General features: G+C 65.2%; 19 protein-coding genes. 6 read left to right on the plus strand and 13 right to left on the minus strand.

Annotated elements, in window-relative coordinates; genetic code table 11:
- Positions 1–125 precede the first annotated feature (125 nt).
- From ACIPIJ_RS05720 to ACIPIJ_RS05740, 5 genes are all read left to right on the plus strand, one after another.
- Positions 126–1166 (plus strand): WD40/YVTN/BNR-like repeat-containing protein, encoded by a 1041-nt coding sequence (locus ACIPIJ_RS05720; protein WP_401073649.1) that lies wholly within the window; start codon positions 126–128, stop codon positions 1164–1166.
- 20 nt (positions 1167–1186) lie between these two features.
- Positions 1187–3562 (plus strand): RND family transporter, encoded by a 2376-nt coding sequence (locus ACIPIJ_RS05725; protein WP_401075690.1) that lies wholly within the window; start codon positions 1187–1189, stop codon positions 3560–3562.
- Positions 3563–3675: 113 nt separating this feature from the next.
- A complete protein-coding gene (locus ACIPIJ_RS05730; protein WP_401073651.1) occupies positions 3676–3969 on the plus strand; it encodes a DUF5629 family protein in 294 nt (97 codons plus the stop codon).
- A complete protein-coding gene (locus tag ACIPIJ_RS05735) occupies positions 3935–5065 on the plus strand; it encodes a lactonase family protein (RefSeq protein ID WP_401073654.1) in 1131 nt (376 codons plus the stop codon). Before ACIPIJ_RS05730 ends, ACIPIJ_RS05735 begins: the two co-directional genes overlap by 35 nt.
- 123 nt (positions 5066–5188) lie before the next feature.
- Positions 5189–5368: a hypothetical protein gene (locus ACIPIJ_RS05740; protein WP_401073657.1), complete on the plus strand. Its 180-nt coding sequence runs from the start codon at positions 5189–5191 to the stop codon at positions 5366–5368.
- Between the two features lie 40 nt (positions 5369–5408).
- On the opposite strand, the gene ACIPIJ_RS05745 is transcribed toward ACIPIJ_RS05740, so the two are convergent.
- The 13 genes from ACIPIJ_RS05745 to ACIPIJ_RS05805 form a co-directional block, all read right to left on the minus strand.
- Positions 5409–6002: a glutathione S-transferase gene (locus ACIPIJ_RS05745; RefSeq protein ID WP_401073660.1), complete on the minus strand. Its 594-nt coding sequence runs from the start codon at positions 6000–6002 to the stop codon at positions 5409–5411.
- The gene (locus tag ACIPIJ_RS05750; protein WP_401073663.1) at positions 5999–9640 is read right to left on the minus strand and encodes an AAA family ATPase; all 3642 of its coding nucleotides are present in this window, start codon (positions 9638–9640) and stop codon (positions 5999–6001) included. Before ACIPIJ_RS05750 ends, ACIPIJ_RS05745 begins: the two co-directional genes overlap by 4 nt.
- Entirely contained in the window at positions 9637–10875 is a 1239-nt protein-coding gene (locus tag ACIPIJ_RS05755; RefSeq protein WP_401073666.1) for an exonuclease SbcCD subunit D C-terminal domain-containing protein, read from the minus strand. The genes ACIPIJ_RS05750 and ACIPIJ_RS05755 overlap by 4 nt, the downstream gene beginning before the upstream one ends.
- Before the next feature lie 93 nt (positions 10876–10968).
- Complete coding sequence (locus ACIPIJ_RS05760; protein WP_401073669.1) at positions 10969–12594, minus strand: BatD family protein; 1626 nt, start codon at positions 12592–12594, stop codon at positions 10969–10971.
- A complete protein-coding gene (locus tag ACIPIJ_RS05765) occupies positions 12591–14309 on the minus strand; it encodes a tetratricopeptide repeat protein (protein WP_401073672.1) in 1719 nt (572 codons plus the stop codon). The genes ACIPIJ_RS05760 and ACIPIJ_RS05765 overlap by 4 nt, the downstream gene beginning before the upstream one ends.
- Complete coding sequence (locus tag ACIPIJ_RS05770) at positions 14306–15382, minus strand: vWA domain-containing protein (protein ID WP_401073675.1); 1077 nt, start codon at positions 15380–15382, stop codon at positions 14306–14308. Before ACIPIJ_RS05770 ends, ACIPIJ_RS05765 begins: the two co-directional genes overlap by 4 nt.
- The gene (locus ACIPIJ_RS05775; RefSeq protein ID WP_401073678.1) at positions 15375–15869 is read right to left on the minus strand and encodes a DUF4381 domain-containing protein; all 495 of its coding nucleotides are present in this window, start codon (positions 15867–15869) and stop codon (positions 15375–15377) included. The genes ACIPIJ_RS05770 and ACIPIJ_RS05775 overlap by 8 nt, the downstream gene beginning before the upstream one ends.
- Entirely contained in the window at positions 15866–16810 is a 945-nt protein-coding gene (locus ACIPIJ_RS05780; RefSeq protein ID WP_401073680.1) for a DUF58 domain-containing protein, read from the minus strand. The genes ACIPIJ_RS05775 and ACIPIJ_RS05780 overlap by 4 nt, the downstream gene beginning before the upstream one ends.
- A gap of 4 nt (positions 16811–16814) precedes the next feature.
- On the minus strand, positions 16815–17774 hold the full coding sequence (locus ACIPIJ_RS05785; RefSeq protein WP_401073681.1) for an AAA family ATPase: 960 nt from the start codon (positions 17772–17774) through the stop codon (positions 16815–16817).
- A gap of 107 nt (positions 17775–17881) precedes the next feature.
- Positions 17882–19210 (minus strand): MFS transporter, encoded by a 1329-nt coding sequence (locus tag ACIPIJ_RS05790; protein ID WP_401073684.1) that lies wholly within the window; start codon positions 19208–19210, stop codon positions 17882–17884.
- Positions 19211–19251: 41 nt separating this feature from the next.
- Entirely contained in the window at positions 19252–20445 is a 1194-nt protein-coding gene (lhgO, locus tag ACIPIJ_RS05795) for an L-2-hydroxyglutarate oxidase (protein WP_401073686.1), read from the minus strand.
- 102 nt (positions 20446–20547) lie between these two features.
- Positions 20548–21258, minus strand: coding sequence for a FadR/GntR family transcriptional regulator (locus ACIPIJ_RS05800; RefSeq protein WP_401073689.1), 711 nt, complete (start codon positions 21256–21258; stop codon positions 20548–20550).
- Positions 21259–21446: 188 nt separating this feature from the next.
- A complete protein-coding gene (locus ACIPIJ_RS05805; RefSeq protein WP_401073691.1) occupies positions 21447–21800 on the minus strand; it encodes a hypothetical protein in 354 nt (117 codons plus the stop codon).
- Positions 21801–22049: 249 nt separating this feature from the next.
- On the opposite strand from ACIPIJ_RS05805, the gene ACIPIJ_RS05810 reads away from it, so the two are divergent.
- Positions 22050–26915: an NAD-glutamate dehydrogenase gene (locus ACIPIJ_RS05810; RefSeq protein WP_401073693.1), complete on the plus strand. Its 4866-nt coding sequence runs from the start codon at positions 22050–22052 to the stop codon at positions 26913–26915.
- Positions 26916–26930: the final 15 nt, after the last annotated feature.

The raw sequence follows: 26930 nt of genomic DNA on the forward strand, positions 1-26930 counted from the left end.
GTTAACAAAACATAACGTCCCGTTCGTTGTAATTCTTCAGCCTTCCCCGATACGATCCCACCAAGCCTCTAACACAGGCTTTTCAACGCACAGACCCACCAAGAAAAACACAACAGGGGATGGTCATGAGGGAGCGGTTGATGACGCACGCCAGGCGCGGTGCCTGGCCGTTGGCGGCTGGCGCGATGCTGGCGCTGGCACTGGGACTGTGGGCCGACAGCGCGCAAGCGGCTGCCGCCGACGATTACTCGACCGAATCGGCCAAGGCCAGCCAGAGCCTGTTGATCGATGCCGCCCATGCCGGCAAGCGCCTGGTGGTGGTCGGTGACCGCGGTCATATCCTGTTTTCCGATGACCAGGGCAACACCTGGACCCAGGCCCGGGTGCCCACCCGGCAACTGCTTACCGCCGTGTTCTTCCTTGACGACAAACGCGGCTGGGCCGTCGGCCATGATGCGCAGGTACTCGCCAGCAATGATGGCGGCGCGACCTGGAGCAAGCAGTTCGAAGACCTTTCCCGTGAAGCACCACTGCTCGACGTCACGTTCCTCGACGCCCAGCACGGCTTTGCCGTGGGCGCCTATGGCGCACTGCTGGAAACCCGCGACGCAGGCCAGCACTGGCAAGACGTCGCCGAGCGCCTGGACAACGCCGACCAGCTGCACCTGAACGGCATCGCCGTGATCAAGGACGCTGGCCTGTTCATCGTCGGCGAGCAGGGCAGCATGTTCCGTTCAAGCGACAACGGCCAGACCTGGGCCAAGGTCGCCGGCCCCTACGAGGGCTCGCTGTTCGGCGTGATCGGCACCACCCAGGCGCAGACGTTGCTGGCCTATGGCTTGCGCGGCAACCTGTTCCGTTCGACCGACTTCGGTGACAGCTGGCAGCAGATCGAGCTCAAGGCGGCGCGCGGCAACCTCGAATTCGGCCTGGCAAGCGCTACGCTTCTCGATGACGGCAGCCTGGTACTGGTCGGCAATGGCGGCAGCGTGCTGCGCAGTGTCGATGATGGGCAGACCTTCAGCGTCTACAATCGCGCCGACCGCATTGCCCTGGCCGGTGTCAGTGGCCTGGCCAACGGTGGCTTGCTGCTGGTGGGGCAAGGGGGGGTACATCTGGCCAGCGCCGAGGGCGCAGACCAGGCTGCCGGGGGGGCGCGTCCATGACCAGCCGAGAGAGCATCACCATGCACCCGCACCACCAGGACAAGGCCACGCTGCTGGAACGCCTGATCTTCAACAACCGCCCGGTGGTCATCGCCCTGTGCGTGCTGGTCAGCATCTTCCTGTTCTGGCAGGCCACGCAGGTCCGCCCCTCGACCAGCTTCGAGAAGATGATCCCGCTCGAGCACCCGTTCATCGAACAGATGATGGAGCACCGCAACGACCTGGCCAACCTCGGCAACACCGTGCGCATTTCGGTCGAGGCGGTCAACGGCGACATCTTCGACAAGGACTACATGGAGACCCTGCGGCAGATCCATGACGAGGTGTTCTACATCCCCGGTGTCGACCGCGCGGGCCTCAAGTCGCTGTGGAGCCCCAGCGTACGCTGGAGCGAAGTGACCGAAGAGGGCTTCTCGGGCGGCGAGGTGATCCCCAATACCTACAACGGCTCGCAAGACAGCCTCGATACCCTGCGCGACAACGTGCTCAAGTCCGGCCAGGTCGGGCGCCTGGTGGGTAACAATTTCAAGTCCAGCATCGTCGATGTGCCGCTGCTGGAAAGCTACCCCGACCCGAACGACCCCGGCAAGCAGGTCAAGCTCGACTACCAGCAGTTCTCGCACCTGCTGGAAGAAAAGATCCGCGACAAGTTCCAGGCGCAGAATCCCAATGTGAAAGTGCACATTGTCGGCTTCGCCAAGAAGGTCGGTGACCTGATCGACGGCCTGGTGATGGTGGCCATGTTCTTCGGCGTGGCACTGGTCATTACCTGGATCCTGCTGTACTGGTTCACCTGGTGCATCCGCAGCACCATTGCCGTGCTGATCACCACCCTGGTCGCAGTGGTCTGGCAGCTGGGCCTGATGCATGTGGTGGGCTTTGGCCTGGACCCGTATTCGATGCTGGTGCCGTTCCTGATCTTTGCCATCGGCATTTCCCACGGGGTGCAGAAGATCAACGGCATCGCCCTGCAGTCGAGTGACGCCGACAATGCCCTGACCGCCGCCCGGCGCACCTTCCGCCAGCTGTTCCTGCCGGGGATGATCGCCATCCTCGCCGACGCGGTGGGCTTCATCACCTTGCTGATCATCGACATCGGCGTGATCCGCGAGCTGGCCATTGGCGCCTCGATCGGCGTCGCGGTGATCGTCTTCACCAACCTGATCCTGCTGCCGGTGGCGATTTCCTACGTAGGCATCAGCAAGAAGGCCATCGAGCGCAGCAAGAAAGACGCGACTCGCGAGCACCCGTTCTGGCGCCTGCTGTCGAACTTCGCCAGTGCCAAGGTGGCACCTGTGTCCATCGCCCTGGCCTTGGTCGCCTTCGCCGGGGGGTTGTGGTACAGCCAGAACCTGAAGATCGGCGACCTCGACCAGGGCGCGCCGGAGCTACGCCCGGACTCGCGCTACAACCAGGACAACAACTTCATCATCAGCAACTACTCGACCAGCTCGGACGTGCTGGTGGTGATGGTCAAGACGCCGGCCGAGAGCTGCTCGATCCACTCGACCATGGCGCCGATCGACGAACTGATGTGGACCATGCAGAACACCCCGGGTGTGCAGTCGGCGATCTCCCTGGTGACGGTGTCCAAGCAAGTGATCAAGGGCATGAACGAGGGCAGCCTGAAATGGGAGACCCTGTCGCGCAACCCGGACATCCTCAACAACTCCATTGCCCGCGCCGACGGCCTGTACAACGGTGACTGCTCGCTGGCACCGGTGCTGGTGTTCCTCAACGACCACAAGGCCGAAACCCTGGAGCGCGTGACCAGCGCCGCCAAGGCGTTTGCCGACAGCCACAACAAGGACGGCCTGCAGTTCCTGCTGGCGGCGGGCAATGCCGGCATCGAAGCGGCCACCAACGAGGTGATCAAGTCGGCCGAGCTGACCATCCTGGTGCTGGTGTACCTGTGCGTCGCGGTCATGTGCATGATCACCTTCCGCTCCTTTGCCGCCACCCTGTGCATCGTCCTGCCGCTGGTGCTGACCTCGGTACTGGGCAACGCGCTGATGGCGTTCATGGGCATCGGCGTCAAGGTCGCCACCTTGCCGGTGGTGGCGCTGGGCGTGGGCATCGGCGTGGACTATGGCATCTACATCTACAGCCGCCTGGAAAGCTTCCTGCGTGCCGGCCTGCCGCTGCAGGAGGCCTACTACCAGACCCTGCGCTCGACCGGTAAAGCGGTGCTGTTCACCGGCCTGTGCCTTGCGATCGGCGTGTGCACCTGGATCTTCTCGGCCATCAAGTTCCAGGCCGACATGGGCCTGATGCTGACCTTCATGCTGTTGTGGAACATGTTCGGTGCGCTGTGGCTGCTGCCAGCGCTGGCGCGCTTCCTGATCAAGCCCGAGAAGATGGTGGGCAAGGAGGGCGGCTCGATCTTCGCCCATTGATCCGGGCTGTTGTGGGAGCGGGCTTGCCTGCAAGGGCGCTGCCCTTGTTCGCGGGGCAAGCCTGCTCCCACAGAGGTCGCTATACTACCGGCTCATTTTTCATCGGTATCCCCATGTCCCCCCTCGCCACCGCCCTCGCATCCTGCGACATGCTGCTGATCGACGGCCTGCATGCCTTCGACTTCACCTCTGACGAAACCGGCCTCACGGTCGAATGCATGGACGGCCGCCAACTGCGCCGCTGGACGTTCACCGCCGAGCAGATCGCCGCCGCCATCGCGGTGGGTGATGACTGGCAGCTGAACGATGCCCAGGGTGAGCATCGTCTAGTCTGTATGAGTGCCTTTCGCGCCCCGGATGAAGAAGAAGACCATGAACCGGACCTGGACGAGCCTGCTGACCGCTAGCCTCATGACCCTGACCCTCTCTACCCAGGCTGCCACGCTGCTGGTGGGCAGTTACACCGATGGCGCCAGCCAAGGCATCTACCGCTACGCGTTCGACAGCAAGACCGGCCAGGTCGACCCCACGCCGCAGCAGGTGGTCGAGAGCGTCAGCCCCTCGTGGTTGGTGCTCTCGGCCGATCAGCGGCAGCTGTTCGCGGTCAACGAAACGCCGCAGGGCCATGCCAGCAGCTTCAGCGTTAGCAGCCAAGGCGAGATCAAACCGCTCAACGAGGTGGCCACGCGCGGTGACGAGCCGACGCATGCCAGCCTCAGTCGCGACCAGCGCTATCTGTTCGTCGCCAACTACGCCGTCGCCCCCGACCCGGGCGGTAGCCTTGTAGTCATCCCGGTGGCCAAGGACGGCAAGCTCAAGGACGTGGTTCAGCAGGCTCGGCACAAGCCCAGTGGCGTCAACCCCGAGCGCCAGGCCGGTGCCCATGTGCATTCGCTGGTGCTGTCGCCGGATGGCAGCCACCTGTATGCCAGTGACCTGGGCGCCGACAAGGTGTTCATCTACCGCTACGACGGTGCCAGCGTCGACCGCCCGCTGACTCCGGCAATTCCGGCATCGGTCGACCTGCCGCCGGGCAGTGGGCCACGCCATCTGTTGTTCGATGCCAAGGGGCTGCATGCCTACCTGACGCTGGAGATGAGCGCTGAAGTGGTCATGTTCGACGTCAAGGACGATGCGCTGCACGAGCGCCAGCGCCTGCCGCTGACCGAGCAGCAGGATGCCGCAGCCAAGGCGGCGGGTGCATTGCACCTGTCGGCGGATGGGCGATTCCTGTATGTCAGCAACCGTGGCACGGCCAACGAGATCGTGGTGTTCGGCGTGGGCAAGGACGACGGCCAGCTGGCGTTCCTGCAACGCCGCTCGGTCGAGGGCGACCACCCGCGGGAGTTTGCCCTGGATCCGAGCGACAACTTCCTGCTGGTGGCCAATCAGAAGAGCAACCAGATTGTGGTCATGCGCCGCGATCCGCGTACCGGCATGCTGGGCAAGACCGTGCAGACCTTGCCGCAGGCTGCGCCTTCGGACCTTAAGTTTATCGAGTGACTATCGATACGCGTGATAATCCCTACCACCGCAATGAATTTCTATGGCTGACCTCAGCGGCGTAAGTTTGACCCAAGGCCCAGACGGGCCAACGTCAAACCAGCGCAGACGAGGTCAACCCAGATGAACTTCAATCTCTTCCCGGTCATCGCCGCATCCGCCATTTCCGCTTCGGTCGTGCTGCCGGCGCATGCCCATGCCGACACCAGCAGCAAGGCCTCCGCCACCCCTAGCTACACCGAACAGTACCTGCGCCAGAGCGCGCATTTTCATGCGGCGTTGAGTGGTAAGCACAACCATTGATCCAGATGTGAGCACTGAACCTGTGGGAGCGGGCTGATAGCTACTTGGCCATCACCGCCTTGAACAACTCGGACGCCAACCACCCCTCCAGCCAGCTCCGCACCTGCGGATAAGCCGCCTCGGCGAACCATTGCGGTTCGACCCCGGCAAACTGGCGCATCAGGGGCAACAGCGCGGCGTCGACCAGGCTGGGGTGTTCGGCCAACAGGTAGGGCCGCCCCTCGAGCAACTGTTCAAGCTCAACCAGCCAGGCCTCGGCCTGCTGGCGGTAATGCTCGCGTGAGTGCTCGGGGTAACGCTCGGCATACTTGTACAGGTTCACCTGCGCCTTGAACGCGCTGTCGTTGCGGGCGATCAGCCTCTCGGCCTGCTGCGCGGCAACGGGGTCGGCTTGCAGGCGCCAGTCCTGCGGGTCGTTGCGCGCCAGTGCCCAGCGCATGATGTCGAGGCTCTCTTCGAGCACACCGTCACCGGTATCGAGCACCGGCACCGTACCCTTGGGCGACAAGGCCAGCAGCTCGTCCGGCTTGTGCTTCATCGCTACTTCGCGCACTTGCACCTCGCACCCGGCATAGCGCAGGGCCAGGCGCGCTCGCATGGCCCATGGGCAACGGCGGAACGAGTAGAGAATCACCCGCACACCTCCACATCACTCAGGCCATTGCCCTGGCGCCGTACCTGGATCTGCACCGGGATGCGCTCGTGCATCTCTTGCACGTGGGAGATCACCGCCACCTTGCGGCCCTGCGCCTGCAAGCCGTCGAGGGCGTCCATGGCCAGTTGCAGCGATTCGGGGTCGAGGCTGCCGAAGCCTTCGTCGATGAACAGCGACTCGATGCGCAAGGTGCTCGAAGCCATCGAAGCCAGGCCCAGGGCGAGTGCCAGCGACACCAGGAAAGTTTCCCCGCCGGACAACGAGTGCACCGAGCGCAGTTCGTCACCCATCTCGGTGTCCAACACCAGCAGGCCCAGCGCGCTGCCGCCGCGCTTCAGGCGGTAACGCCGCGCCAGTTGGCGCAGTTGGGCGTTGGCGTGGTGCAGCAACAGGTCCAGGTTATAGCCCTGGGCGATCTTGCGGAACACATCGCCGGACGCCGAACCGATCAGCGCGCTCAGGCGTGCCCAGCGCTGCCACTGCTGGTAGGCCTGGTCGATTTCGGCGGCCAGGGCCTGGTGCGCATGCTGGCGGCGCTGGTCGTCTGCCTGTTGCGCGCGCAGTTCGGCGCACTGTTGTTCCTGAATGTTGAGCTGCTGCGCAAGCTCGGCCAGGGTCTGCTCCAGATTATCGGGTAGCTCACCTTGTACCTGGGCGGCATGTTGCTGCAGGCGCTGTTCACGTTCCTGCAGCAGTACGCGACCTTGCTCGATGGCTTTTTCTGCGCCTTGCAGGTGCTGGCGCAGTTCGCCCAGCTGCGTATCGTCGATGGCCAGCAAGCGGTCGAGGCCGCTGTCATCCAGCTCGGGGTGTTCGCTGCGCCACTGTACGATCTCGCCGTGCAGCTGCTGGCATTCATGCTCCAGCGCCTGCTGCCGCTGGCTATTGGCCTTGAGCTCGGCAGCCAGTTGCACGCCCTGATTGCGCAATTCCTGCAGGCGCTGGGCGGTGTCGGCATCGACCGCGCGCGCCTGCTCCAGCTGTACGTCCAGGTACTGTTGCCAGGCTTCGGCACTGGAGTGCTGGCCAAGCAGCTCGGCGAGTGCCGCCTGGGCCTGCTGGCGCTGCTCCTCGAGGCTGGCAAGGGTGAGCTGCAACTGTTGCTGAGCCTGCAGGCGTGTTTGCTGCTGGTCGCGCAGCTTGTCCAACTGCACCTGGCGTGCGTGTTGTTCTTCCTGCTCGTCTTTGCGCTGTTCCAGCTGTTGCAAGCGCTGGGCGATCTGCTGGTCGAGGGCGAGGAAGGCGTTGGCCGGGTCGTCGCTCAGGGCCTTGAGGACATCGACCGGCAACACGCTGGCCAGGTCATCGAGGCCTTGCTGCAACTGCTGTTCATCGTTGGCCAGGGCTTGGTGCTGCTGGTCCAGGTGGCGCTGCGCCTGCTGTTGCGCCTCTTGCGCCGCCTGCAATTGCTGGTTGAGGCGGGCAGCATCCTTTTGCAGGGCGAGCAGGGCGCTCTGGCGTTTTTCGTCCTTGCCGATTTCATCGTCCAGGCGCTGCAGTTGGCTGGCCAGCCAGGCGGTGCGGGCCTTGTCGTCCTGGGGCGCGAGGGCGGGCCAGAGGCTGTGTGCCTGCACCTGCGCCACCAACGGCTGCAACTGCTCGCCCAGCTGCACCTGTTGCTGCTGGTAGTCTTTGAGCTGGGCGTTGACCACGCCTAGCTGGGTGCGCAGTTCCACCAGTTTGCCGTTGAGGCTTTCGACCTGCTTCTGCGCCGCGTCCTCTTCGGCCTGATCCTGTCGGCCCAGGCTCTGCAACAGAGCTTCGGGTTGATGGAACGGGTGCTCGGCGCTGCCACAGACCGGGCACGGTTCGCCGTCGCGCAACTGGGCACGCAGCTCTTCGACGCTGGTGTTGCGTGCCAGGCGCTGGCGTTCAAGCAGTTGGCGGGTAAGGTTCAGCGCCTGCTCGGCCGCCTCCAGCTCGGCCTTGGCCGCAGTGCCTTCGCCGATCAGTTGCTGGCGTTGCTGCATGGCGTGCTGTTGGCGCTCACGCACGGCTTCGAGTTGCTGGCGCAGCTCCCTCTCGCGGCCATGCAGGCGCGATACGTCCTCGACGGCACGCTGCTGCTTGCGGTTGTCCTGGAGCATGCCGCCGAGCAGGTCGATCTGCTCGGCCAGCGCTTGCGGTTCGGCATTGGCTTCGCGGAACAGCAACGCGTAATGCTCGCGTTGGCCCTGCAACTGAGCATTGGCTTGGCTGGCTTGAGCCTGCAGGCCTGGCAACTCTTCGCGACCCTTGGTCAAACGCCCGCCGATCAGCATCACTTGCTTGAGCTGCGGCAGGTAGGCCTGCCAGGCGTTGGCCAGCCCCGCCAGGTGTTGGCTATCGGTCAACGCCTCATCAATCTGTGCCAGCTGTTGCAGGCTGCATTGCTGGTTTTCTTCCAGCTGCTGCAGGTGCTGCTGGCCTTCGGCAACGTGCTGTTCGGCCTGCTGGTTGGCCGTGCGTTGTGCTGTCAGCTCACTGTCCAGCCGTGCCAGGCTGTCCTGGCCGGCGAAGGCCTGGCGCAGGCGAGGCGTGTTTTCGCTGTGCTGGGCCTGGCTGTCAGCGAGTGACTGGCGAGCCGCGAGCAACGCCTGTTGCAGTTCGTCGGTGCGCGTTTGCAACTCGCCTTGCTGGTGTTGCTGCTCGGCGATCTGCGCCGCCAATGGCGCCAGTTGCGCGGCCAGCACTTGCTGGCGGTTGAACTGGTGGCGCTGAGGTGCCAGGCGCTCCAGGCGTTGCAGGTCGAGGCGTTGCTCGGCCAGTGCTTGCCAGTGTTGTTCGGCCGTGCGCAAGGCCGCACCGGCTTCGCTGTGCTGGGCCTGCAGTTGGCGTTGTTCGTTGAGCCAGGTGCGCTGCTGCTCCAGCTGGCGCTGGTGCGCCTGCTCGGCCTTGAACTGCTGCTGCGCCTGCTCCAGGCGCTGGTCGAGTTCGGCGCGGGCTTCGGCGGCCATCGGCAGCAGGTGGCTGGCGCGCTCTTTCAGTGCGTTGTGTACTTCACCCGTTTCTCGTGCCTTGCTGAAAGCACGCTGGCCTAGGCGAGTGTAGATGGCGGTGTTGGTGAGCTTTTCCAGCAGCTCGCTGCGTTCTTTGTCGTCGGCCTTGAGGAAGGCGCTGAACTCGCTCTGGGCCAGCATCACCGCGCGGGTGAACTGCTCGAAATTCAGGCCCAGACGGGCCTCGATCAGCTGCTTGTATTCGTTCTTGCCGCTGCCCAGTACCTGCTCGCTGTTCAGGTCATAGAGGCTCTGGCGGCTGTGCTGCAGCTTGCCGTTGGCCTTGTCGCGGGCGCGGTTGGCCTCCCAGCGCGCGCGGTAGCGGTGGCCGTCGATGCCGACGAAGTCGACCTCGGCAAAACCACTGCCGGTGCCGCGGCGCAGCAGGTTCCGCGGGTCGGAGGTGGGGATTTCGCCGTCAGCGTCCGGCACCTTGGCTTCGCGGCCGATGTCGTTGAGCCGTGGCACGGTGCCGAACAGGGCAAGGCACAGGGCGTCGAGCAGGGTGCTCTTGCCGGCGCCGGTCGGCCCGGTGATGGCGAACAGGCCGGCGCTGGCCAGCGGTTCGGCGGTGAAGTCGATCTCCACAGGGCCGGCCAGGGATGCCAGGTTCTTCAGGCGAATGGCGAGAATCTTCATGGCTGCTCCTCTTCCAGCTGGACGTCCTGCAGCAGCAAGGCAAAGTCGGCCAGGGCCTGTTCGTCGACGGGGTTGCCGTAGGCTTGTTCCCAGGCGCGGCTGAACAGGTCCTGCGGGGTCATCTGCGACAACTCGACGAACGCCAGCTCGCTGTCAACCTCGTTGCCGTGGCCGGCATATTCGGCGCTGATGCGTATCAGCCGCACCGCCTTGCCGTGCAGGGCGCTTTCGATTTGCTGGCGCAAGTCGGGCTGCGGCTCGTCCAGGCGCACGCGCACCTCCAGCCAGGGCTGGCGGTTGGGGTCTTCGAGCAGGTCGATCACCGGCAGCTCGGCGAGTTGCTCCAGCAGTTCGCCCAACGGTGCCGGGCCGATGCGTTGCAGGGCCACGGCGCGCGGCACTGGGCGCGCTTCGACGCTGACCAGCTCGGCGCCGTCCAGCTCGACTTCCAGCACCTGGTGCGGGTAATTGATTTCGGCGAACGACAGCGGGATCGGCGAGCCGCTGTAGCGGATGCGGGTTTCGCGGTTGACCTTCTGCGGCTTGTGCAAGTGGCCCAGAGCGACGTAGCTGATGGCCTTGTCGAACAGCTTGGCCGGCAGGGCTTCGGCATTGCCGATGATCAGGCTGCGCTCGGAGTCCTCGGACACCGAGCCGCCGGCCATGTGCGCGTGGCTGATGGCGACCAGTGCCTGGTCTTTCTTGCGTTTTTTCTGCGCGGCGGCGATCAGTTGCTGGTGCACCTGGGTGATGCCCTGCAGGTAGTCCTCGCCCAGCTGCGGGCCGGTGACTTCGGCCGGGCGCAGGAAGGGCAGGGCCAGGCACCAGGCGGCGACCTTGCCACGGCCATTGGTCAGCGGGATCAGCAGGCGCTCGGCATCCAGCTGGCCTTCGTCGAGCCAGTGCACGCGGCCCAGCGCGTGGGTGCGCAAACGGCGCATGAGCGCGGCGGGCAGCTCGATGCGCGAGCCGGAGTCATGGTTGCCGGCGATCATCACGATGTCCAGCTTCGGCTGTTGCTCGTGGGCCTGCACGATGAAGTCGTAGAGCCGCTCCTGGGCTTTGACCGGTGGGTTGACCGTGTCGAAGATATCGCCGGCGATCAGCAGCGCGTCGGGCTGGCGCAGGTGCAGCTGGCCGAGCAGCCAATCAAGGAAGCAGGCGTGTTCGAAGTCGCGTTCCTGGCCATGCAGGCTTTGGCCCAGGTGCCAGTCGGAGGTGTGAAACAGACGCATGGATGACCTGTCGGTGTCGATTCAGCCAAGCAGGGTGCTTGGCTTGAATGGGCTCTTTGAAGGGGCGGTATGGTAACTCAACTGGGGGCTGTTCTACTTGGGGTAGAGCGGCGGCAAACTGCCGTTTTCACCCGCAGGCAACAACACCTGCTCGGCCGGGGGGATGGTGCCGATCGCCCGCCACAGGTCCTCGCCCTGCCAATACTGGCCACTCTCGCTGTACAACGCCCCGTTCAACCCATCCAGCGCATCCGACAAGGGTACGAAGCGCGCGGCCATTTCGGCCAGGGTCTGCGGCTGCTGGCGCGCCCAGGCATCGAGCGCCTGGCGGGTAGCTTGTGGGTCGTTGGCCAGGCAGGCACGCTTGAGGTCGTCCAGCAGGGTGCGTGGGCTTGGGCCTGCCTGCGCGGCGCGCAGCACCGCTGGCTGCGAGCGGGCGCGCCACCACAGGGTGAAACCGAGCAGCGTGGTCAGGGCGAACACCAGGGTGGCGAGCTGCCAGGGCCAGAGCAGGTGGCTGGCGCTGCCCGTGTCGCCGACCGGGGTTTCGGCGCTCAAGGCCGGGTTGTCCTGCACGTTCAGCGTGCGCGCAGGGAGGCTGGAATGCTCCAGGTGGTCTTCGCGGGTGTTCCACCAGGTGACTTCCAGCGCTGGCAGGGCCAGTTCGCCACTGTGGGTCGGCACCAACGCTTCACGCTCCTCGCGGTTGGCGGTCATGCCGCGTTCGTTGATTTCATTGCGCAGCAGCGGTTGGTCCGGGTAGCGGCGCAAACCGACGATTTCGGTGGCCGGCAGTTGCGGCAACTGGGTGCTGGAGAGCCCTTCTGCACGCAGGGTGATGCTGCGGGTCAGCGAGTCGCCAATCTGCGTCTGCTGGCTGCCGGGGTCGGGGTTCCAGTGCTCTTCCAGGCTCAGGCTGCGGGCGGGCAGCCACGGCGCATTGGCGGGCCAGGCAGCGGGGATAGGGCGTACGGTCAGGCGCAGTGGCAGTGAGCTGACTTGTACCTGGCGGCCAACTCGCGTGCTGCCGGGGGGCTGCTGCGCGTTGTCGGCGGCGGTGGCGGTGAAGGTCAGCGGTGGAATATCCAGGTCGCCGCTTTGCTGTGGGTAGAGTGCGTAGCGCGTCTCGATCACCCCGTGGCGCACGCCGTTGATTTCCTTTTCATAGGTGCGCGACTCGCCCAGCGGTTCGACCTTGGCGTTTTCCAGCTGCAGCGGGCTGAGGCTGCTGTCGTCGTACAGCGACACCGAATGGTAGATACGCAAAGTCAGCACGGCCTGCGCCTGGACGTACACCTCGTTGTTGTCCAAGGTGGCTTCGACGAACACCTGCGAGGCGCTGTCCGGGCGGCTGGCGTCGGCCTGCAGCACCTGCAGGTCGATGGCCTGGCTGCGTGACTGGCCCAGTTGCAGCTCGGGGATGCGCAGGCTGCCGCTGCGCCGTGGCAGCAGGGTGATGATCCAGCGGGTGCTGGCGCGGGTTTCGCCGTCGAGGGTGTGCAGGCTGTTCAGCTGGCGTGTGCCACGCACTTCAAAGTCGCCGTCAAGGGCGCGCAGGTCGGGCTTGCCGAACTGGGTCACGTCCTGGCTTTCGAGGGTCAGCTCCAGGGTTTCGCCAGCTTCCAGGCGGGTGCGGTCGACGCTGGCCTGCAGTGTCGGTTCGGCCTGGACCAGTACGGCCCATAAAAGGCCGAGGAGAAAGACGCCGAGGCGACTCATCGTGGGGTTTCCTGATGCAATTGCTGTTCATACCAGAATTTGCGCCGCAGCAGCTCCGCCGGATTATCGGGGATCTCCCGCAGCCATTGTTCCAGGGCCTGGCGTTGCTCGGCGTCGAGGCTGGTCGAGACCGGCCGCTGGGGCGGCTGGGTCACGCCGTCGTCATCGCCGCCCTGGTTACCCGGGGTGGCCTGGTTGTTGCTGTTGCCTTCGCCGGGTTGTCCGGGGTTGGCCTGTTCATCGTCGCCGGGCGCGCCCTGCGCTGGGTTGCTGGCCGAGCTGCTGTTGCCCTCGGTTTCGCTGCCGGGCGTGCCTTGGGCATCGTCCTTGGCCGGTTGTTCCTCGGCCTGGGCTTCACGTTGCTGCAACAGTTGCTGGATCAGCGCCTGGTTGTCCAGCGCCGGTTTCAGGTCGGGCTGGCGCTCCAGTGCCTGCTCATAGGCGTCCAGGGCAGCTTCCAGCTCACCGCTGCGCGCCAGCGCGTTGCCTCGATTGTAGTGGGCCGCCGCGCTATTGCCCTGGGCGAAGGCCTTGGCAGCTTCGGCGTAGTCGCCGGCCTGATACAGGGCCATGCCACGCCATTGCGGGTCCTGAAAGTGCCGGGCTGCGTCCGCCGGCTGGTTGCGTTCCAGCAGGCGTTGGCCTTGCTGGTCGGGGCGCAGCCACAGGTCATTGAGCTCGAAGGCCTGGCTCGGTTGCGGCAGCGCCAGTAGCAGCGGCAAGCAGAACAGCCAGCCGCGCCGGCCGGCACAGGCAGCCAGCAGCAACAGCGGAATCAGCAGCCAGTAGCCTTGGTCGGCCCAGCTGTCGAGCTGCACGTTCTGGCCGTCGTTGCGCAGGATGCGCGGGTTGTCGAACAGGCCGAGGCCACGCAGGTCGAGGTCGTCGATGCGGGCATGGCGGTAGCGCCCGCCGGTGCTGTTGATGAAGGCCTTGAGGCCGGCGCTGTCCAGGCGCGGTACGAGGATGCCACCCTGGTCGTCCTTGAGGAATTCGCCGTTGGCCTGGCGTACTGGCGCGCCGTCGCGGGTGCCGATGCCCAGCATCAGCAGGCTTGGGCCCTGGCGGCCGAGGGCCTGGGCGATACCCTGGCGTTCCGCGGCGCTCAGCGCTGAACCGACCAGCAACAGGCGGCCCTGGCCCAGGCCACTCTGCGCCAGCAGGGCAAGGCCTTTCTGTACCGCCAGGTCGGCGCGCTGGCCAGGTTGCGGCATGATCGATGGGTCAATCGCCTCAAGCAGGTTGCGCGTGGTGCCGAGGTCGTCGGACAGCGGTACCAGGGTGTGGGCGCTGCCTGCGTAGACGATCAGCGCGGTCTGGCTGTCGTGGCGATGCTCGAGCAGGTCGAGCACCTTGCGCCGGGCCTGCTGCAGGCGGTTGGGCGGCGTGTCCTCGGCGAGCATCTGCGGGGTCAGTTCGAGCAGGATCACCAGCGGGTCGGCCGGGCGCTGGCGGGTTTCTTCCAGGCGCTGCCAGCTTGGTCCGAGCAAAGCCAGAACAACCAGCAACCAAGCCAGGCCCAGGGCAATCCACGGCAGCTTGCTGTTGCTGCCGCTGCCGCCACCGAGCAGTACCGGATGGAACGCCTGCGGCAGGATCATCTGCCAGCGCCCGGCGCGCCTGCGCCGGTGCCACAGCTTGAACAACAGCCAGGCGAGCAGCGGCACAACCAGCAGCCAGAGCGGGCGCAACCATTGCGGCCAGAGATCGATCATCGCCGCTTCCTAAGGCGCAGCCGTTTCAAGCGGTCACGCCATTCCGGGTGGGGTTGCAGGAAGCGCGGCCTGCGCAGCGCCCGTTGCAGCAGGTTGTCGGGCCATTGCACCGCCACCACCAGCAGCACGCTGAGCAGCAACGCCAGGGCCAATGGCCAGGCGTACAAGGCCTTGGCCGTGCGCGCCTGGGTCGGCTGCTGGGCGACAGGTTCCAGTTGGTCGAGGGTATCGCCGATGGCATCCAGCTCGGCGCCGTCATGGGCGCGGAAGTAGGCGCCGCGGGTCAGGTCGGCGATTTCCTTGAGCGAGGCTTCGTCGAGGTCCAGGCTCGGGTTGAGGCCGAGCAGGCCAGGGGTGCCGCTGGCCTCGGGGTTGGCACCGATACCGATGGTGTAGATGCGCACGCCTTCCTGGGCGGCCAGGCGGGCGGCGGTCAGCGGGTGGATCTGGCCGCCGTTGTTGGCGCCGTCGGTGATCAGCACCAGCACCCGGCTGTGTGCCGGGCGCTGGCGCAGGCGCTTGACCGCAAGGCCGATGGCGTCGCCGATGGCGGTGTTCTTGCCGGCGATGCCGATCTGCGCCTCGTCGAGGAAGGTGCGCACGGTGCGCCGGTCGAAGGTCAACGGTGCCTGCAGGTAGGCCTGGCTGCCGAACAGGATCAGGCCGACGCGGTCGCCCTTGCGGTCTTGGAGGAAATCACCGAGCAGCGCCTTGACCAGGTCGAGGCGGCTGACTTCTTCGTCCTTCCACTGCATGTCGGGGAAGTCCATGGAACCGGACACATCCACGGCCACCAGCAGGTCACGGCCACTGGCGGCCACTGGCACCGGCTCGCCAAGCCATTGCGGGCGGGCGGCGGCAAGCAGCAGCAACAGCCAGATCAGTACGAACGGCGCCTGTTGGCGCCAGGTTGGCAGGTTCAGGCGTGCACGCCGGCCGGCCAGGCCTTCCAGCTCGTCGAGGAAGCCGACCTTGAGCACCGGCTCGCCGCTGTCGGCGGCCGGCAGCACCAGGCGCGCCAGCCACGGCAGCGGCAGCAGCAGGAAAATCCACGGCCAGGCCAGTTCAAACATGTTTGCGAATCCAGGTTTCGACGGCCTGGCTCAAGCCGACGATGGCCTTGTCATCAAGCTTGCACTCGGGCTTGTAGGCGCCTTCGACCAGGACCATCCAGCGGGTCAGGCCGGCGGCGGGGCAACGGTTGTCAAGAAACGCCAGCCACTGGCGGCCGTTGAGGGTATGGCTGTTGGCCCCTGGGTAATGGTTGCGGCACAGGCGTTTGAGCAGTGCGTTGATCTGCTGCAGCCAGGCGCCAGCTGGCGCGCTGTCGTAGGGGCGGGGCAGGCGGGCGAGTTCGGCCAGGGCCTCCACGCGCACGGGGTCGAGCGGTTGCTCGGCACGCACTACTCGGCGCTTGCCCGGCCGCCAACGGCGCAGCCGCCACAGGCCCCAGGCCAACAGCGGCAGCACGGCAAGCAGCAACCACCAGCCGGGCGCCGGTGGCCAAAGGCCGATCGCCGCGGGTGCGATCAGCGGTTGCAGCTGATCCAGTGGGTTCATCGACTGCTCCCAGGGCGCTGGGCATTCAGGTACTCGCGCAGCTGTTCGATCATTTCGCTCTGGGTGCTCAGCGGCATCAGCAGCACGCGCAGCTTTTGCGCCATCAGCTCCCAGCGCTCGATGCGTGTCTCGGCCTGTTGACGGTAAGCCTGGCGCAGGTTGGCGTCCAGGGTGTCGAGCTCCAGCTGCGCCCCGCGCTGGGCGAACCGCAGCAGGCCGGCGGCGGGCAGGGCATGGTCGAGCGGGTCGGACACCGGCAGCAACAGCAGGTCGCAATGACGCGAGAGCATTGCCAGGTGCTGTTCGGCCTGGGCGCTGAGCGAGCGCTCGTCGCAAATGACGATGGCCAGGCTGCCGGGGCGCAGCACTTCACGCGCGCGGCGCAGGGCCAGGCCCAGGCTGTCGGCGTGCGGCACGGCTTCGGTGTGCAGGGCCTGGTTGACCTTGGCCATGCGGTTGAGCAACTGCAGCAGGCTCTGCTTGCTGCGCCGTGGCTTGATTTCGTGATGCTCGTTGTCGCCGAACACCAGCCCGCCGATGCGGTCGTTGTGGCCCAGTGCGGCCCAGCCGAACAGCGCCGCCGCCTGGGCCGCGAGTACCGATTTGAATAGCAGGCCCGAGCCGAAGAACAGGCGCTGGCTTTGTTCGACGAGGATGAAGATCGGCCGCTCGCGCTCTTCATGGAACAGCTTGGTGTGCGGTTCCTGGGTGCGGGCGGTGACGCGCCAGTCGATGTTGCGCACATCGTCGCCGGCCTGGTACACGCGCACCTGGTCGAAGTCCACACCGCGGCCACGCAGCTTGGAGTGGTGCAGACCCACCAGTGGGCTGCGTTGGCCGGGCCGGGAGAACAGCTGGATTTCGCGCACACGGTGGCGCATGTCGATCAGCTCGGCGAGGCCGATGCGGATGCCGGGTTCGGCCTGCTGCGCAGTGGGCATGGGCTCAGGCAACGGCGACGACGTCGAGGATACGCTGAACCACGCGGTCCTGGTCGACCCCCGCCGCCTCGGCTTCGAAGGACAGGATGATGCGGTGGCGCAGTACGTCGAACAGCACGGCCTGGATATCCTCGGGGCTGACGAAGTCGCGCCCGGCCAGCCAGGCATGGGCCCGTGCGCAGCGGTCCAGGGCGATGGAGCCACGCGGGCTGGCGCCGTAGGCGATCCAGTCGGCCAGCTCGGCATCGAACTTGGCCGGGGTGCGCGTGGCCATGACCAGCTGCACCAGGTATTCCTCTACCGCGTCGGCCATGTACAGGCCGAGGATCTCTTTGCGTGCGGCAAAGATCGCCTGCTGGCTGACCCGCCGCTCGGGCTTGACCTCACCACCCAGGGCTTCGCCGCGCGCCTGGGCGAGGATGCGCCGCTCCACGGCGGCATCGGGGAACCCTATTTTGACGTGCATCAGGAAGCGGTCGAGCTGGGCTTCAGGCAACGGGTAGGTACCTTCCTGCTCGATCGGGTTCTGCGTGGCCATCACCAGGAACAGCGGCGACAGGTCGTAAGTGCTGCGGCCCACGCTGACCTGGCGCTCGGCCATGGCCTCGAGCAGCGCCGACTGCACCTTGGCAGGCGCGCGGTTGATTTCGTCGGCCAGCACCAGGTTGTGGAAGATCGGCCCCTGCTGGAACACGAAGCTGCCGGTTTCCGGGCGATAGATTTCGGTACCGGTGATGTCGGCAGGCAGTAGGTCGGGGGTGAACTGGATACGATGGAACTGCGCCTCGACGCCTTCGGCCAGCTCTTTGATGGCCTTGGTCTTGGCCAGGCCCGGCGCACCCTCGACCAACATGTGGCCGTCGGCCAAAAGCACGATCAACAGCCGCTCGACCAGCTTCTCCTGGCCTAGGATCTGGGAGGAAAGAAAGGTGCGTAGCGCGATCAGCGCTTCACGGTGTTCCATCGGTGGCGGTTCCTGGAATAGCGCCAGGGCGGGCACGAAAGGCAACCGACCTGGCAGGGGGGGATACTTTAATCTATCCGTGGGGGCGCCGACACTGCCTGAACTGATCAGTTCTTCGAACGGGAATGCTTGCGCCCCTGATCGCAGAGGGCGAACACCACCACCAGCACCCCGGCGATCGCCAGGATCACCGCCACGCCATCGGTGGAATGCGTCGCCGAACTCGCCACCAACGCCAGCCCGCCCAGCGGCGCCAGGCCGCCGGCCACCGCCGTGCCGATCTCGCGCCCGGTGCCAAAGCCCGACGAGCGGGTCTGGGTCGGGAACTGGCGGCTGAGGAACGAGCCCTGCGGAGCGAACATCATCGGCGCCAGGATACCGGTGCCGATGGCAATGGCCACATAGATCAGCATGGGCTCTGCGGTGCTCAGCAATTGCAGGAACGGGTAGGCGAACAGCACCGACAGCGCCCCGCCAAGCATCAGTACGGTCTTGCTGCTCCAGCGGTCGCACAGCCAGCCGAAGAACGGCACGGCGAAGATCGCCACCAAGCTGGCGATGGTCACCGACAGCGATGTCACATGCGCTTCAACGCCTTTGAACTGGGTCAGGTAGGCCAGCGAGAACGTCTTGAAGATGTAGCTGAGTGCGTTGTAGCCGATGGCCACGAAAAACACCACGGCCAGCCCCTTGAGGTCATTTTTGAACAACAGCTTCAAAGGCGATATCTGCGGCTTGTCGTCGGCCTTGTCGAGTTCCTTGAAGTCAGGCGTTTCTGGGATGCTCTTGCGCACCCACAAGCCGATCGCCACCAAGGCGATGCTGGCGATGAACGGGATGCGCCAGCCACCGGCCAGGAGGAATTCGTTGCCATTCATGGTCAGCAGGTACACGGTCAGCGACGACAGCAGCAAGCCCAGGTTGAGCCCCAATGCCGGCCAGGCGCCTTGGCTGCCGCGTTTGCCTTCGCTGGCATGTTCGTAAGAGGTGACCGCCGCACCAGACAGCTCGGCACCGGCGCCGAGGCCCTGGATGATGCGGATCACCACCAGCAGGATCGGCGCCCAGATGCCGATCGCGGCATAGCTCGGGATCAGGCCGATCAGCGCGGTGCAGATGCCCATCATGCAGAACGTGATCACCAGTACATGCTTGCGGCCGAAGCGGTCGCCCAGGTAACCGAACAGGATGCCGCCGAACGGGCGCGCGACAAAGCCGATGGCGAACGTGGAGAAGGCCAGCAGCGAGGCCACCGCCGGGTTGCTGGCATCGAAGAAGATCTTCGAGAACACGATCGCCGCCATGGTCGCGTAGAGGTAGAAGTCGTACCACTCCAGCATGGAGCCGAAGATGGTCGCCGCAGCCACCTTGCGCAGGCGTTTGCGTTGCTGTTGCGGGGTCTCGCTCGCGGCCGGGGCCGCCTCGTGTACCGACATGGGGTTTTCCTTATTGTCTTTATAGTGAGGTGCAGCAGGGTTCAGCGGGCCTTGAGGATCTTTTCGGCGATCATCTGGCCGATCGGGATAGCCGAAGTGGCAGCCGGCGACGGGGCATTGCAGACATGCACCATGCGCGGGGTTTCGGCGAACAGGAAATCGTGCACCAAGGTGCCGTCGCGCATTACAGCCTGGGCGCGGATGCCGGCTTCATAGGGCAGCAGGTCCTCGACCTGCAGCGATGGGCAGTACTTGCGGCATTGCTCCAGGTAGCCGCGTTTGAACAACGAGTTCTTCATCTCGGTGGTGCCCGAGCCCAGGTTGTTCCAGATGGTTTTCCAGAACCCTGGGAAGCGTGCGTACTCGGCCACATCGCGCCAGTTCACTGCGAACTTGCGGTAGTTTTCCCGGCCGAAGCCCAGCACCGCGTTGGGGCCGACGGTAACGCTGCCGTCGATCATGCGGGTCAGGTGCACGCCGAGGAACGGGAGTTCCGGGTCGGGGATCGGGTAGATCAGGTGGTTGACGATCTGGTTCTTGCTGGCCGGCAGGCGGTAATACTCGCCGCGAAAGGGGATGATCTGATGGTCGATCTTCACGCCGGCCAGGCGTGCCAGCCGGTCGGACTGCAGGCCGGCGCAGGCGACCAGCTGGCGGGCTCGCCAGGTGTGGCCGTCGTCGCGAATTTCAACATGCTCGCCCAGCTCGCGGATGCCCCGCACGGTGGTAGACAGGCGCACTTCGCCGCCCGCCTGTTCGATGACCTTGGCCATGGCATCGCACACGTGCTTGTAGTCGACGATGCCGGTGGCATCGACGAACAGTGCGCCAAGGCCGGCAATGTTGGGCTCGCGGTGCTTCAGCTCGGTGGCGTCGAGGCGTTCGACCTTCAGGCCGTTCTGCTGCGAGCGTTCATGCAGAGCCTGCATGCGCTGCATCTCCAGCGGGTTGGACGCCACCAGCAGCTTGCCGCAGACGTCGAAAGCGATGCCGTGCTCGGTGCAGAAGTCTTTGGTCGCCTGGGCGCCGCGCTTGCACAGCTCGGCCTTGAGGCTGCCTGGGGCGTAGTAGATGCCCGCATGGATAACGCCGCTGTTGTGGCCGGTCTGGTGGCGGCCGAGGCTGGCTTCCTTTTCCAGAATCAGCAATGACGCGACGGGGCGCTGCTGGAGCAGGGCCATCGCGGTGGCCAGGCCGACGATGCCGCCGCCGATGATGCAGTAATCGTAAGTCATGCAGGGTACCTTGATGTTCTTGTCGGTTGATCTGCTTATCAGGTTGTCAGACTAAGTAATGCGTGAAAAAGGCCGCGTCAGGCCGCGGTGGGTTCTGCGCTGTCAGTCGAGGGTGGGGAGGTCGATTTTCAGGCGTTTGGCCGAGGCGCGCAGGTGCGCTTCGGCGCACGCTGCGGCGCCTTGGCGGTCACCGTCGGCAATGGCCTGGTACAGCGCCTGGTGTTCACGGTTGGCATCGGCCGAACCACCCACCGAATGCGCGGCAGAGTTTTCCCAGGCGTTGCGCCGCGCGCTGGCCAGCTGGCCACCGAGAAAGTCATGGAAGGCCACGAAGTAATCGTTCTTGCTGGCTTCGGCAATGGCACGGTGGAAGGCCACGTCGGCGGCCGAAGCGGTGGCGAAGTCGCTGCGCTTGTCGAGCATTTCCTGCAGGGCCTTGGCCATGTTCGCCAGGTCCTGTTCGTCGCGGCGGCGCGCGGCGATGGCGGCGGCCTGGGTTTCGATCCACAGGCGCATCTCGAACATCTGCACCAGGTCAGGCTTGCGCCCGTTGCTGCCGGGGAAGCGGAACACCGTGCCACTGGGCGTTTTCGAGATGTACGAGCCGAGCCCGCGGCGGGCAATCAGCACGCCATCGGCCTTGAGCTGCGCCACGGCCTCGCGCACCACCGAGCGGCTGACGTTCAGCTGTTCGGCCAGTTGCTGTTCGGTGGGCAAGCGCGCTTCGGCGGCCAGGCGGCCGGAATCGATCTCTGCGCGGATGGCGCTGACAACCCGTTCGACCAAGGTATCGGGGCGCTGGAGCTCTAACATGGAAACGGTTGCCTAGTGGTCAGGTTGTCAGACAATGCCTGTGGTGGCTGTCGACTGTCAATGTTTTCAGTCCGTGATGCATTGCCTGTGATGGCCCATCGCCGGCAAGCCGGCTCCCACAGGGTTGAGGCAGCGCCGCCGTCAGTGTGGAAGCCGGCTTGCCGGCGAAAGGGCCGGAACTGAAAACCTCAGAGCTCGCTGACGAAGGTGCCCGTGCCTTCGAGGATGTTCTGCAAGGTCAGCGCAACCTCTTCCAGGTCCGTCCCCGCCGAAGTCAGCACGATCTCCAGCGTTTCATCCCCCTTCAACGCATCGCGATCACCCGCAGCCACCTCGATCAGCAAACGCTGGGCGCTCAAGGTCACCTTCAGGCCATCCAGCGTCGACGGCTCATCGTCCAGGGTCAGGTCGACGGTGTCCTCATCCGGATAACGGGTCAGCAAGAACATCTGCCCCTTGTCGCTGTGGCAACACAGGGTCGCCATGTTGTCTTCCTCGTCGTCGCAAGGGGTGGCGAACAGCAGGGCAGTGTTGATTTGCATGGGGGCGGCTCGGGTCAATGGAAACGAAAGTGAATTCTGACAGCCTTGGGCGCATCCATAAACGTAAAGTTACCCCCCCTTGACCGAAATTGTCGCAGCGCCGCAAGCGTCGATGACCCATCAGTCGTTAAGCTTCCGCGAGCCCTGAACATTGGCGTCCGGCTTGCCAGAGGTTGGCTATCGTTGATCGGTAATCGTCGGACGCACGCGACGCTTCAATTATTACAAAGCCCAAGCGGAGTACCACAGATGGCGTTCTTCACCGCAGCCAGCAAAGCCGACTTCCAGCATCAACTGCAAGCGGCCCTGGCGCAGCACATCGGCGAGCAGTCACTGCCACAAGTGGCGCTGTTCGCCGAGCAGTTCTTCGGCATCATTTCCATGGACGAGCTGACCCAGCGCAGGCTGTCGGACCTGGCCGGCTGCACCCTGTCTGCCTGGCGCATCATCGAGCGCTTTGACCCCGAGCAACCGCAGGTGCGGGTATACAACCCCGATTACGAACGCAATGGCTGGCAATCGACCCACACCGTGGTCGAGGTGCTGCACCACGACCTGCCATTCCTGGTCGACTCGGTGCGTACCGAACTCAACCGCCGTGGCTACAGCATCCACACCCTGCAGACCACGGTGCTGAGTGTGCGCCGGGACGCCAAGGGGCAGCTGCTGGAACTGCTGCCCAAGGGCAGCCAGGGCGAAGGGGTGCGCCATGAGTCGCTGATGTACCTGGAAATCGACCGCTGCGCCAATGCCGCCGAACTGAACGTGCTGACCCGCGAAATCGAGCAGGTGTTGGCCGAGGTGCGGGTGGCGGTGGCCGATTTCGAGCCGATGAAAGCCAAGCTGCGGGAAGTGGTGGCGCAGGTGGAGCAAACCGCCTTTGCCCCGGCGCAACATGAAAAGGGTGAGGTCAAGGCGTTCCTCGAATGGCTGCTGGACAACCATTTCACCTTCCTCGGCTATGAAGAATTCACCGTGCAGGCCGGCAGTGACGGCGGCCAGATGGTCTACGACGAGCAGTCGTTCCTCGGCTTGCCGCGTCGCCTGCGCGTGGGCCTGACGGCCGAAGAGCTGCGCATCGAAGACTACGCCGTGGCCTACCTCGCCGAGCCGCTGCTGCTGTCGTTCGCCAAAGCCGCGCTGCCCAGCCGCGTGCACCGCCCGGCCTACCCGGACTACGTGTCGATCCGCCAGTTGGACGCCGACGGCAAGGTGGTCAAGGAGCACCGCTTCATGGGCCTGTACACCTCTTCGGTGTATGGCGAGAGCGTGCATGCCATCCCCTACATTCGGGTCAAGGTCGCTGAAGTGGAACGCCGCTCCGGCTTCGACCCCAAGGCGCACCTGGGCAAGGAGCTGGCGCAGGTGCTCGAAGTGCTGCCGCGCGACGACCTGTTCCAGACCCCGATCGACGAGCTGTTCAGCACCGTGATGTCGATCGTGCAGATCCAGGAGCGCAACAAGATCCGCGTGTTCCTGCGCAAAGACCCCTACGGGCGCTTCTGCTACTGCCTGGCCTATGTGCCACGGGAAATCTACTCCACCGAAGTGCGGCAGAAGATCCAGCAGGTGCTGATGGAGCGCCTCAAGGCCAGCGACTGCGAGTTCTGGACGTTCTTCTCGGAGTCGGTGCTGGCGCGCGTGCAACTGATCTTGCGGGTCGACCCGAAGAACCGCATCGACATCGACCCGCAGCAACTGGAAAACGAAGTGATCCAGGCCTGCCGCTCGTGGCATGACGACTACTCGGCGCTGGTGGTCGAGAACTTCGGTGAAGCCCAGGGCACCAACATCCTTGCCGACTTCCCCAAAGGCTTCCCGGCCGGATACCGCGAGCGCTTCGCCGCGCACTCGGCGGTGGTCGACCTGCAGCACGTGCTGGGGCTGTCCGAGAGCAGGCCGCTGGCGATGAGTTTCTACCAGCCGCTGACCCGCCTGGGTGACCGCCTGCTGCACTGCAAGCTGTACCATGCCGACACCCCGCTGGCGCTGTCGGACGTGCTGCCGATCCTGGAGAACCTCGGCCTGCGTGTGCTCGGCGAATTCCCCTATCGCCTGCGCCACGCCAGTGGCCGCGAGTACTGGATCCACGACTTCGCCTTCACCTACAGCGAAGGACTGAGCCTGGACATCCAGCAGCTCAATGACGTGCTCCAGGACGCCTTCATCCATATCGTCCAGGGCGATGCCGAGAACGACGCGTTCAACCGCCTGGTGCTCACCGCCGGCCTGCCATGGCGCGACGTGGCGCTGCTGCGCGCCTACGCCCGCTACCTCAAGCAGATCCGCCTGGGCTTCGACCTGGGCTACATCGCCAGCACCCTGAACAACCACACCGACATCGCCCGCGAACTGACGCGGCTATTCAAGACCCGTTTCTACCTGGCGCGCAAGCTCACGGTCGATGACCTGGACGACAAGCAGCAGCGCCTGGAACAGGCCATCCTCAGTGCCCTGGACGAGGTTCAGGTGCTCAACGAAGACCGCATCCTGCGTCGCTACCTGGACCTGATCAAGGCCACCTTGCGTACCAACTTCTACCAGCCCGATGCCAACGGCCAGAACAAGTCGTATTTCAGCTTCAAGTTCAACCCCAAGCTGATTCCCGAATTGCCCAAACCGGTGCCGAAGTTCGAGATATTCGTCTATTCGCCACGGGTCGAGGGCGTGCACCTGCGCTTCGGCAATGTCGCCCGCGGTGGCCTGCGCTGGTCGGACCGCGAGGAAGACTTCCGCACCGAGGTGCTTGGCCTGGTCAAAGCCCAGCAGGTGAAGAACTCGGTGATCGTGCCGGTCGGCGCCAAGGGCGGCTTCCTGCCACGGCGCTTGCCGCTGGGCGGCACGCGCGACGAAATCGCCGCCGAAGGCGTGGCCTGCTACCGCATCTTCATTTCCGGCCTGCTCGACATCACCGACAACCTCAAGGACGGCGGCGTGCTGCCACCGGCCAACGTGGTGCGTCACGATGACGACGACCCGTACCTGGTGGTGGCGGCCGACAAAGGCACTGCCACCTTCTCCGACATCGCCAACGGTATCGCCATCGACTACGGCTTCTGGCTGGGCGATGCGTTCGCCTCGGGCGGTTCGGCCGGCTACGACCACAAGAAGATGGGCATCACTGCCCGCGGCGCATGGGTGGGCGTGCAGCGCCACTTCCGCGAGCGTGGCATCAACGTGCAGCAGGACCCGATCACCGTGATCGGCGTCGGTGACATGGCCGGTGACGTGTTCGGCAACGGCCTGCTGATGTCGGACAAACTGCAGCTGGTGGCGGCGTTCAACCACCTGCACATCTTCATCGACCCCAACCCGGACCCGGCCACCAGCTTTGCCGAGCGCCAGCGCCTGTTCGACTTGCCTCGTTCGGCCTGGAGCGACTACGACACGAGCATCATGTCCGAAGGCGGCGGGATCTTCCCGCGCAGTGCCAAGAGCATTGCCATCAGCCCGCAGATGAAAGCGCGCTTCGCCATCGAGGCCGACCGCCTGACCCCGACCGAGCTGTTGCATGCGCTGCTGAAGGCGCCGGTGGACCTGCTGTGGAACGGCGGCATCGGCACCTACGTCAAGGCCAGCACCGAAAGCCACGCCGATGTGGGCGACAAGGCCAACGATGCATTGCGGGTCAACGGCAACGAGCTGCGCTGCAAAGTAGTGGGTGAGGGTGGCAACCTGGGGATGACTCAGCTTGGCCGCGTCGAATTCGGCCTCAACGGCGGTGCGACCAATACCGACTTCATCGACAACGCGGGCGGCGTGGATTGCTCCGACCACGAGGTCAACATCAAGATCCTGCTCAACGAAGTGGTGCAGGGTGGCGACATGACTGAGAAGCAGCGCAACCAGCTGCTCGGCAGCATGACCGACGAAGTGGGCGGCCTGGTGCTGGGCAACAACTACAAGCAGACCCAGGCGCTATCGCTGGCGGCGCGTCGCGCCCGCGAACGCATCGCCGAGTACAAGCGCCTGATGGCTGACCTGGAAGGGCGCGGCAAGCTGGACCGGGCCATCGAGTTCCTGCCGTCCGAGGAACAACTGGCCGAGCGCCTGGCTGCCGGCCAGGGCCTGACCCGTGCCGAGCTGTCGGTGCTGATCTCGTACAGCAAGATCGACCTCAAGGAGCAGTTGCTCAAATCGCAGGTGCCGGACGACGACTACCTGACCCGCGACATGGAAACCGCCTTCCCGCCGTCGCTGGTCAGCAAGTTCGCCGAGGCCATGCGCCGCCACCGCCTGAAACGCGAGATCGTCAGCACCCAGATCGCCAACGACCTGGTCAACAACATGGGCATCACCTTCGTCCAGCGCCTCAAAGAGTCGACTGGCATGAGCCCGGCCAACGTCGCCGGGGCCTATGTGATTGTGCGCGACATCTTCCACTTGCCGCACTGGTTCCGCCAGATCGAGGCGCTGGACTACCAGGTGCCGGCGGAAATCCAGCTGACCCTGATGGACGAGTTGATGCGCCTGGGCCGCCGCGCCACCCGCTGGTTCCTGCGCAGCCGCCGCAACGAGCAGGATGCCGGGCGTGACACCGCGCACTTCGGGCCGAAGATCGCGCAGCTGGGCCTGAAGCTCGACGAGCTGCTGGAAGGCCCGACCCGCGAGCGCTGGATGGTCCGCTACCAGAGTTTCGTCGACGCCGGTGTGCCGGAGCTGTTGGCGCGCATGGTGGCGGGCACCAGCCACCTGTACACGCTGCTGCCGATCATCGAGGCGGCCGACGTTACCGGGCATGATCCTGCGCAGGTGGCCAAGGCGTTCTTCGCCGTGGGCAGCTCGCTGGACCTGACCTGGTACCTGCAGGAAATCAGCAACCTGCCGGTGGAGAACAACTGGCAGGCCCTGGCCCGCGAGGCGTTCCGCGACGACATCGACCTGCAGCAGCGGTCGATCACCATTTCCGTGTTGCAGATGGCCGATGCCCCCGAAGACATGGACGCCCGCGTGGCCTTGTGGGCGGAGCAGCACCGGGTGATGGTCGAGCGCTGGCGCGCCATGCTGGACGACCTGCGCAATGCCACGGGGACTGACTATGCGATGTACGCGGTGGCCAACCGCGAGCTGGTCGACCTGGCAATGAGTGGGCAGGCGGCGGTGGTGCCTTCCTGATCCTCAGGCTGAAAT

It is taken from the genome of Pseudomonas sp. NPDC087185 (genome assembly GCF_044744955.1).
Classification (GTDB): domain Bacteria; phylum Pseudomonadota; class Gammaproteobacteria; order Pseudomonadales; family Pseudomonadaceae; genus Aquipseudomonas.

Coding starts and splice junctions, on each gene's coding strand:
- ACIPIJ_RS05800 (WP_401073689.1), bottom strand. CDS start 21,258: ATGTTAGAGCTCCAGCGCCCCGATACCTTGGTCGAACGGGTTGTCAGC.
- ACIPIJ_RS05810 (WP_401073693.1), top strand. CDS start 22,050: ATGGCGTTCTTCACCGCAGCCAGCAAAGCCGACTTCCAGCATCAACTG.
- ACIPIJ_RS05740 (WP_401073657.1), top strand. CDS start 5,189: ATGAACTTCAATCTCTTCCCGGTCATCGCCGCATCCGCCATTTCCGCT.
- ACIPIJ_RS05730 (WP_401073651.1), top strand. CDS start 3,676: ATGTCCCCCCTCGCCACCGCCCTCGCATCCTGCGACATGCTGCTGATC.
- ACIPIJ_RS05750 (WP_401073663.1), bottom strand. CDS start 9,640: ATGAAGATTCTCGCCATTCGCCTGAAGAACCTGGCATCCCTGGCCGGC.
- ACIPIJ_RS05720 (WP_401073649.1), top strand. CDS start 126: ATGAGGGAGCGGTTGATGACGCACGCCAGGCGCGGTGCCTGGCCGTTG.
- lhgO (WP_401073686.1), bottom strand. CDS start 20,445: ATGACTTACGATTACTGCATCATCGGCGGCGGCATCGTCGGCCTGGCC.
- ACIPIJ_RS05785 (WP_401073681.1), bottom strand. CDS start 17,774: ATGGAACACCGTGAAGCGCTGATCGCGCTACGCACCTTTCTTTCCTCC.
- ACIPIJ_RS05770 (WP_401073675.1), bottom strand. CDS start 15,382: ATGTTTGAACTGGCCTGGCCGTGGATTTTCCTGCTGCTGCCGCTGCCG.
- ACIPIJ_RS05725 (WP_401075690.1), top strand. CDS start 1,187: ATGCACCCGCACCACCAGGACAAGGCCACGCTGCTGGAACGCCTGATC.
- ACIPIJ_RS05775 (WP_401073678.1), bottom strand. CDS start 15,869: ATGAACCCACTGGATCAGCTGCAACCGCTGATCGCACCCGCGGCGATC.
- ACIPIJ_RS05760 (WP_401073669.1), bottom strand. CDS start 12,594: ATGAGTCGCCTCGGCGTCTTTCTCCTCGGCCTTTTATGGGCCGTACTG.
- ACIPIJ_RS05805 (WP_401073691.1), bottom strand. CDS start 21,800: ATGCAAATCAACACTGCCCTGCTGTTCGCCACCCCTTGCGACGACGAG.
- ACIPIJ_RS05755 (WP_401073666.1), bottom strand. CDS start 10,875: ATGCGTCTGTTTCACACCTCCGACTGGCACCTGGGCCAAAGCCTGCAT.
- ACIPIJ_RS05790 (WP_401073684.1), bottom strand. CDS start 19,210: ATGTCGGTACACGAGGCGGCCCCGGCCGCGAGCGAGACCCCGCAACAG.
- ACIPIJ_RS05765 (WP_401073672.1), bottom strand. CDS start 14,309: ATGATCGATCTCTGGCCGCAATGGTTGCGCCCGCTCTGGCTGCTGGTT.
- ACIPIJ_RS05735 (WP_401073654.1), top strand. CDS start 3,935: ATGAACCGGACCTGGACGAGCCTGCTGACCGCTAGCCTCATGACCCTG.
- ACIPIJ_RS05780 (WP_401073680.1), bottom strand. CDS start 16,810: ATGCCCACTGCGCAGCAGGCCGAACCCGGCATCCGCATCGGCCTCGCC.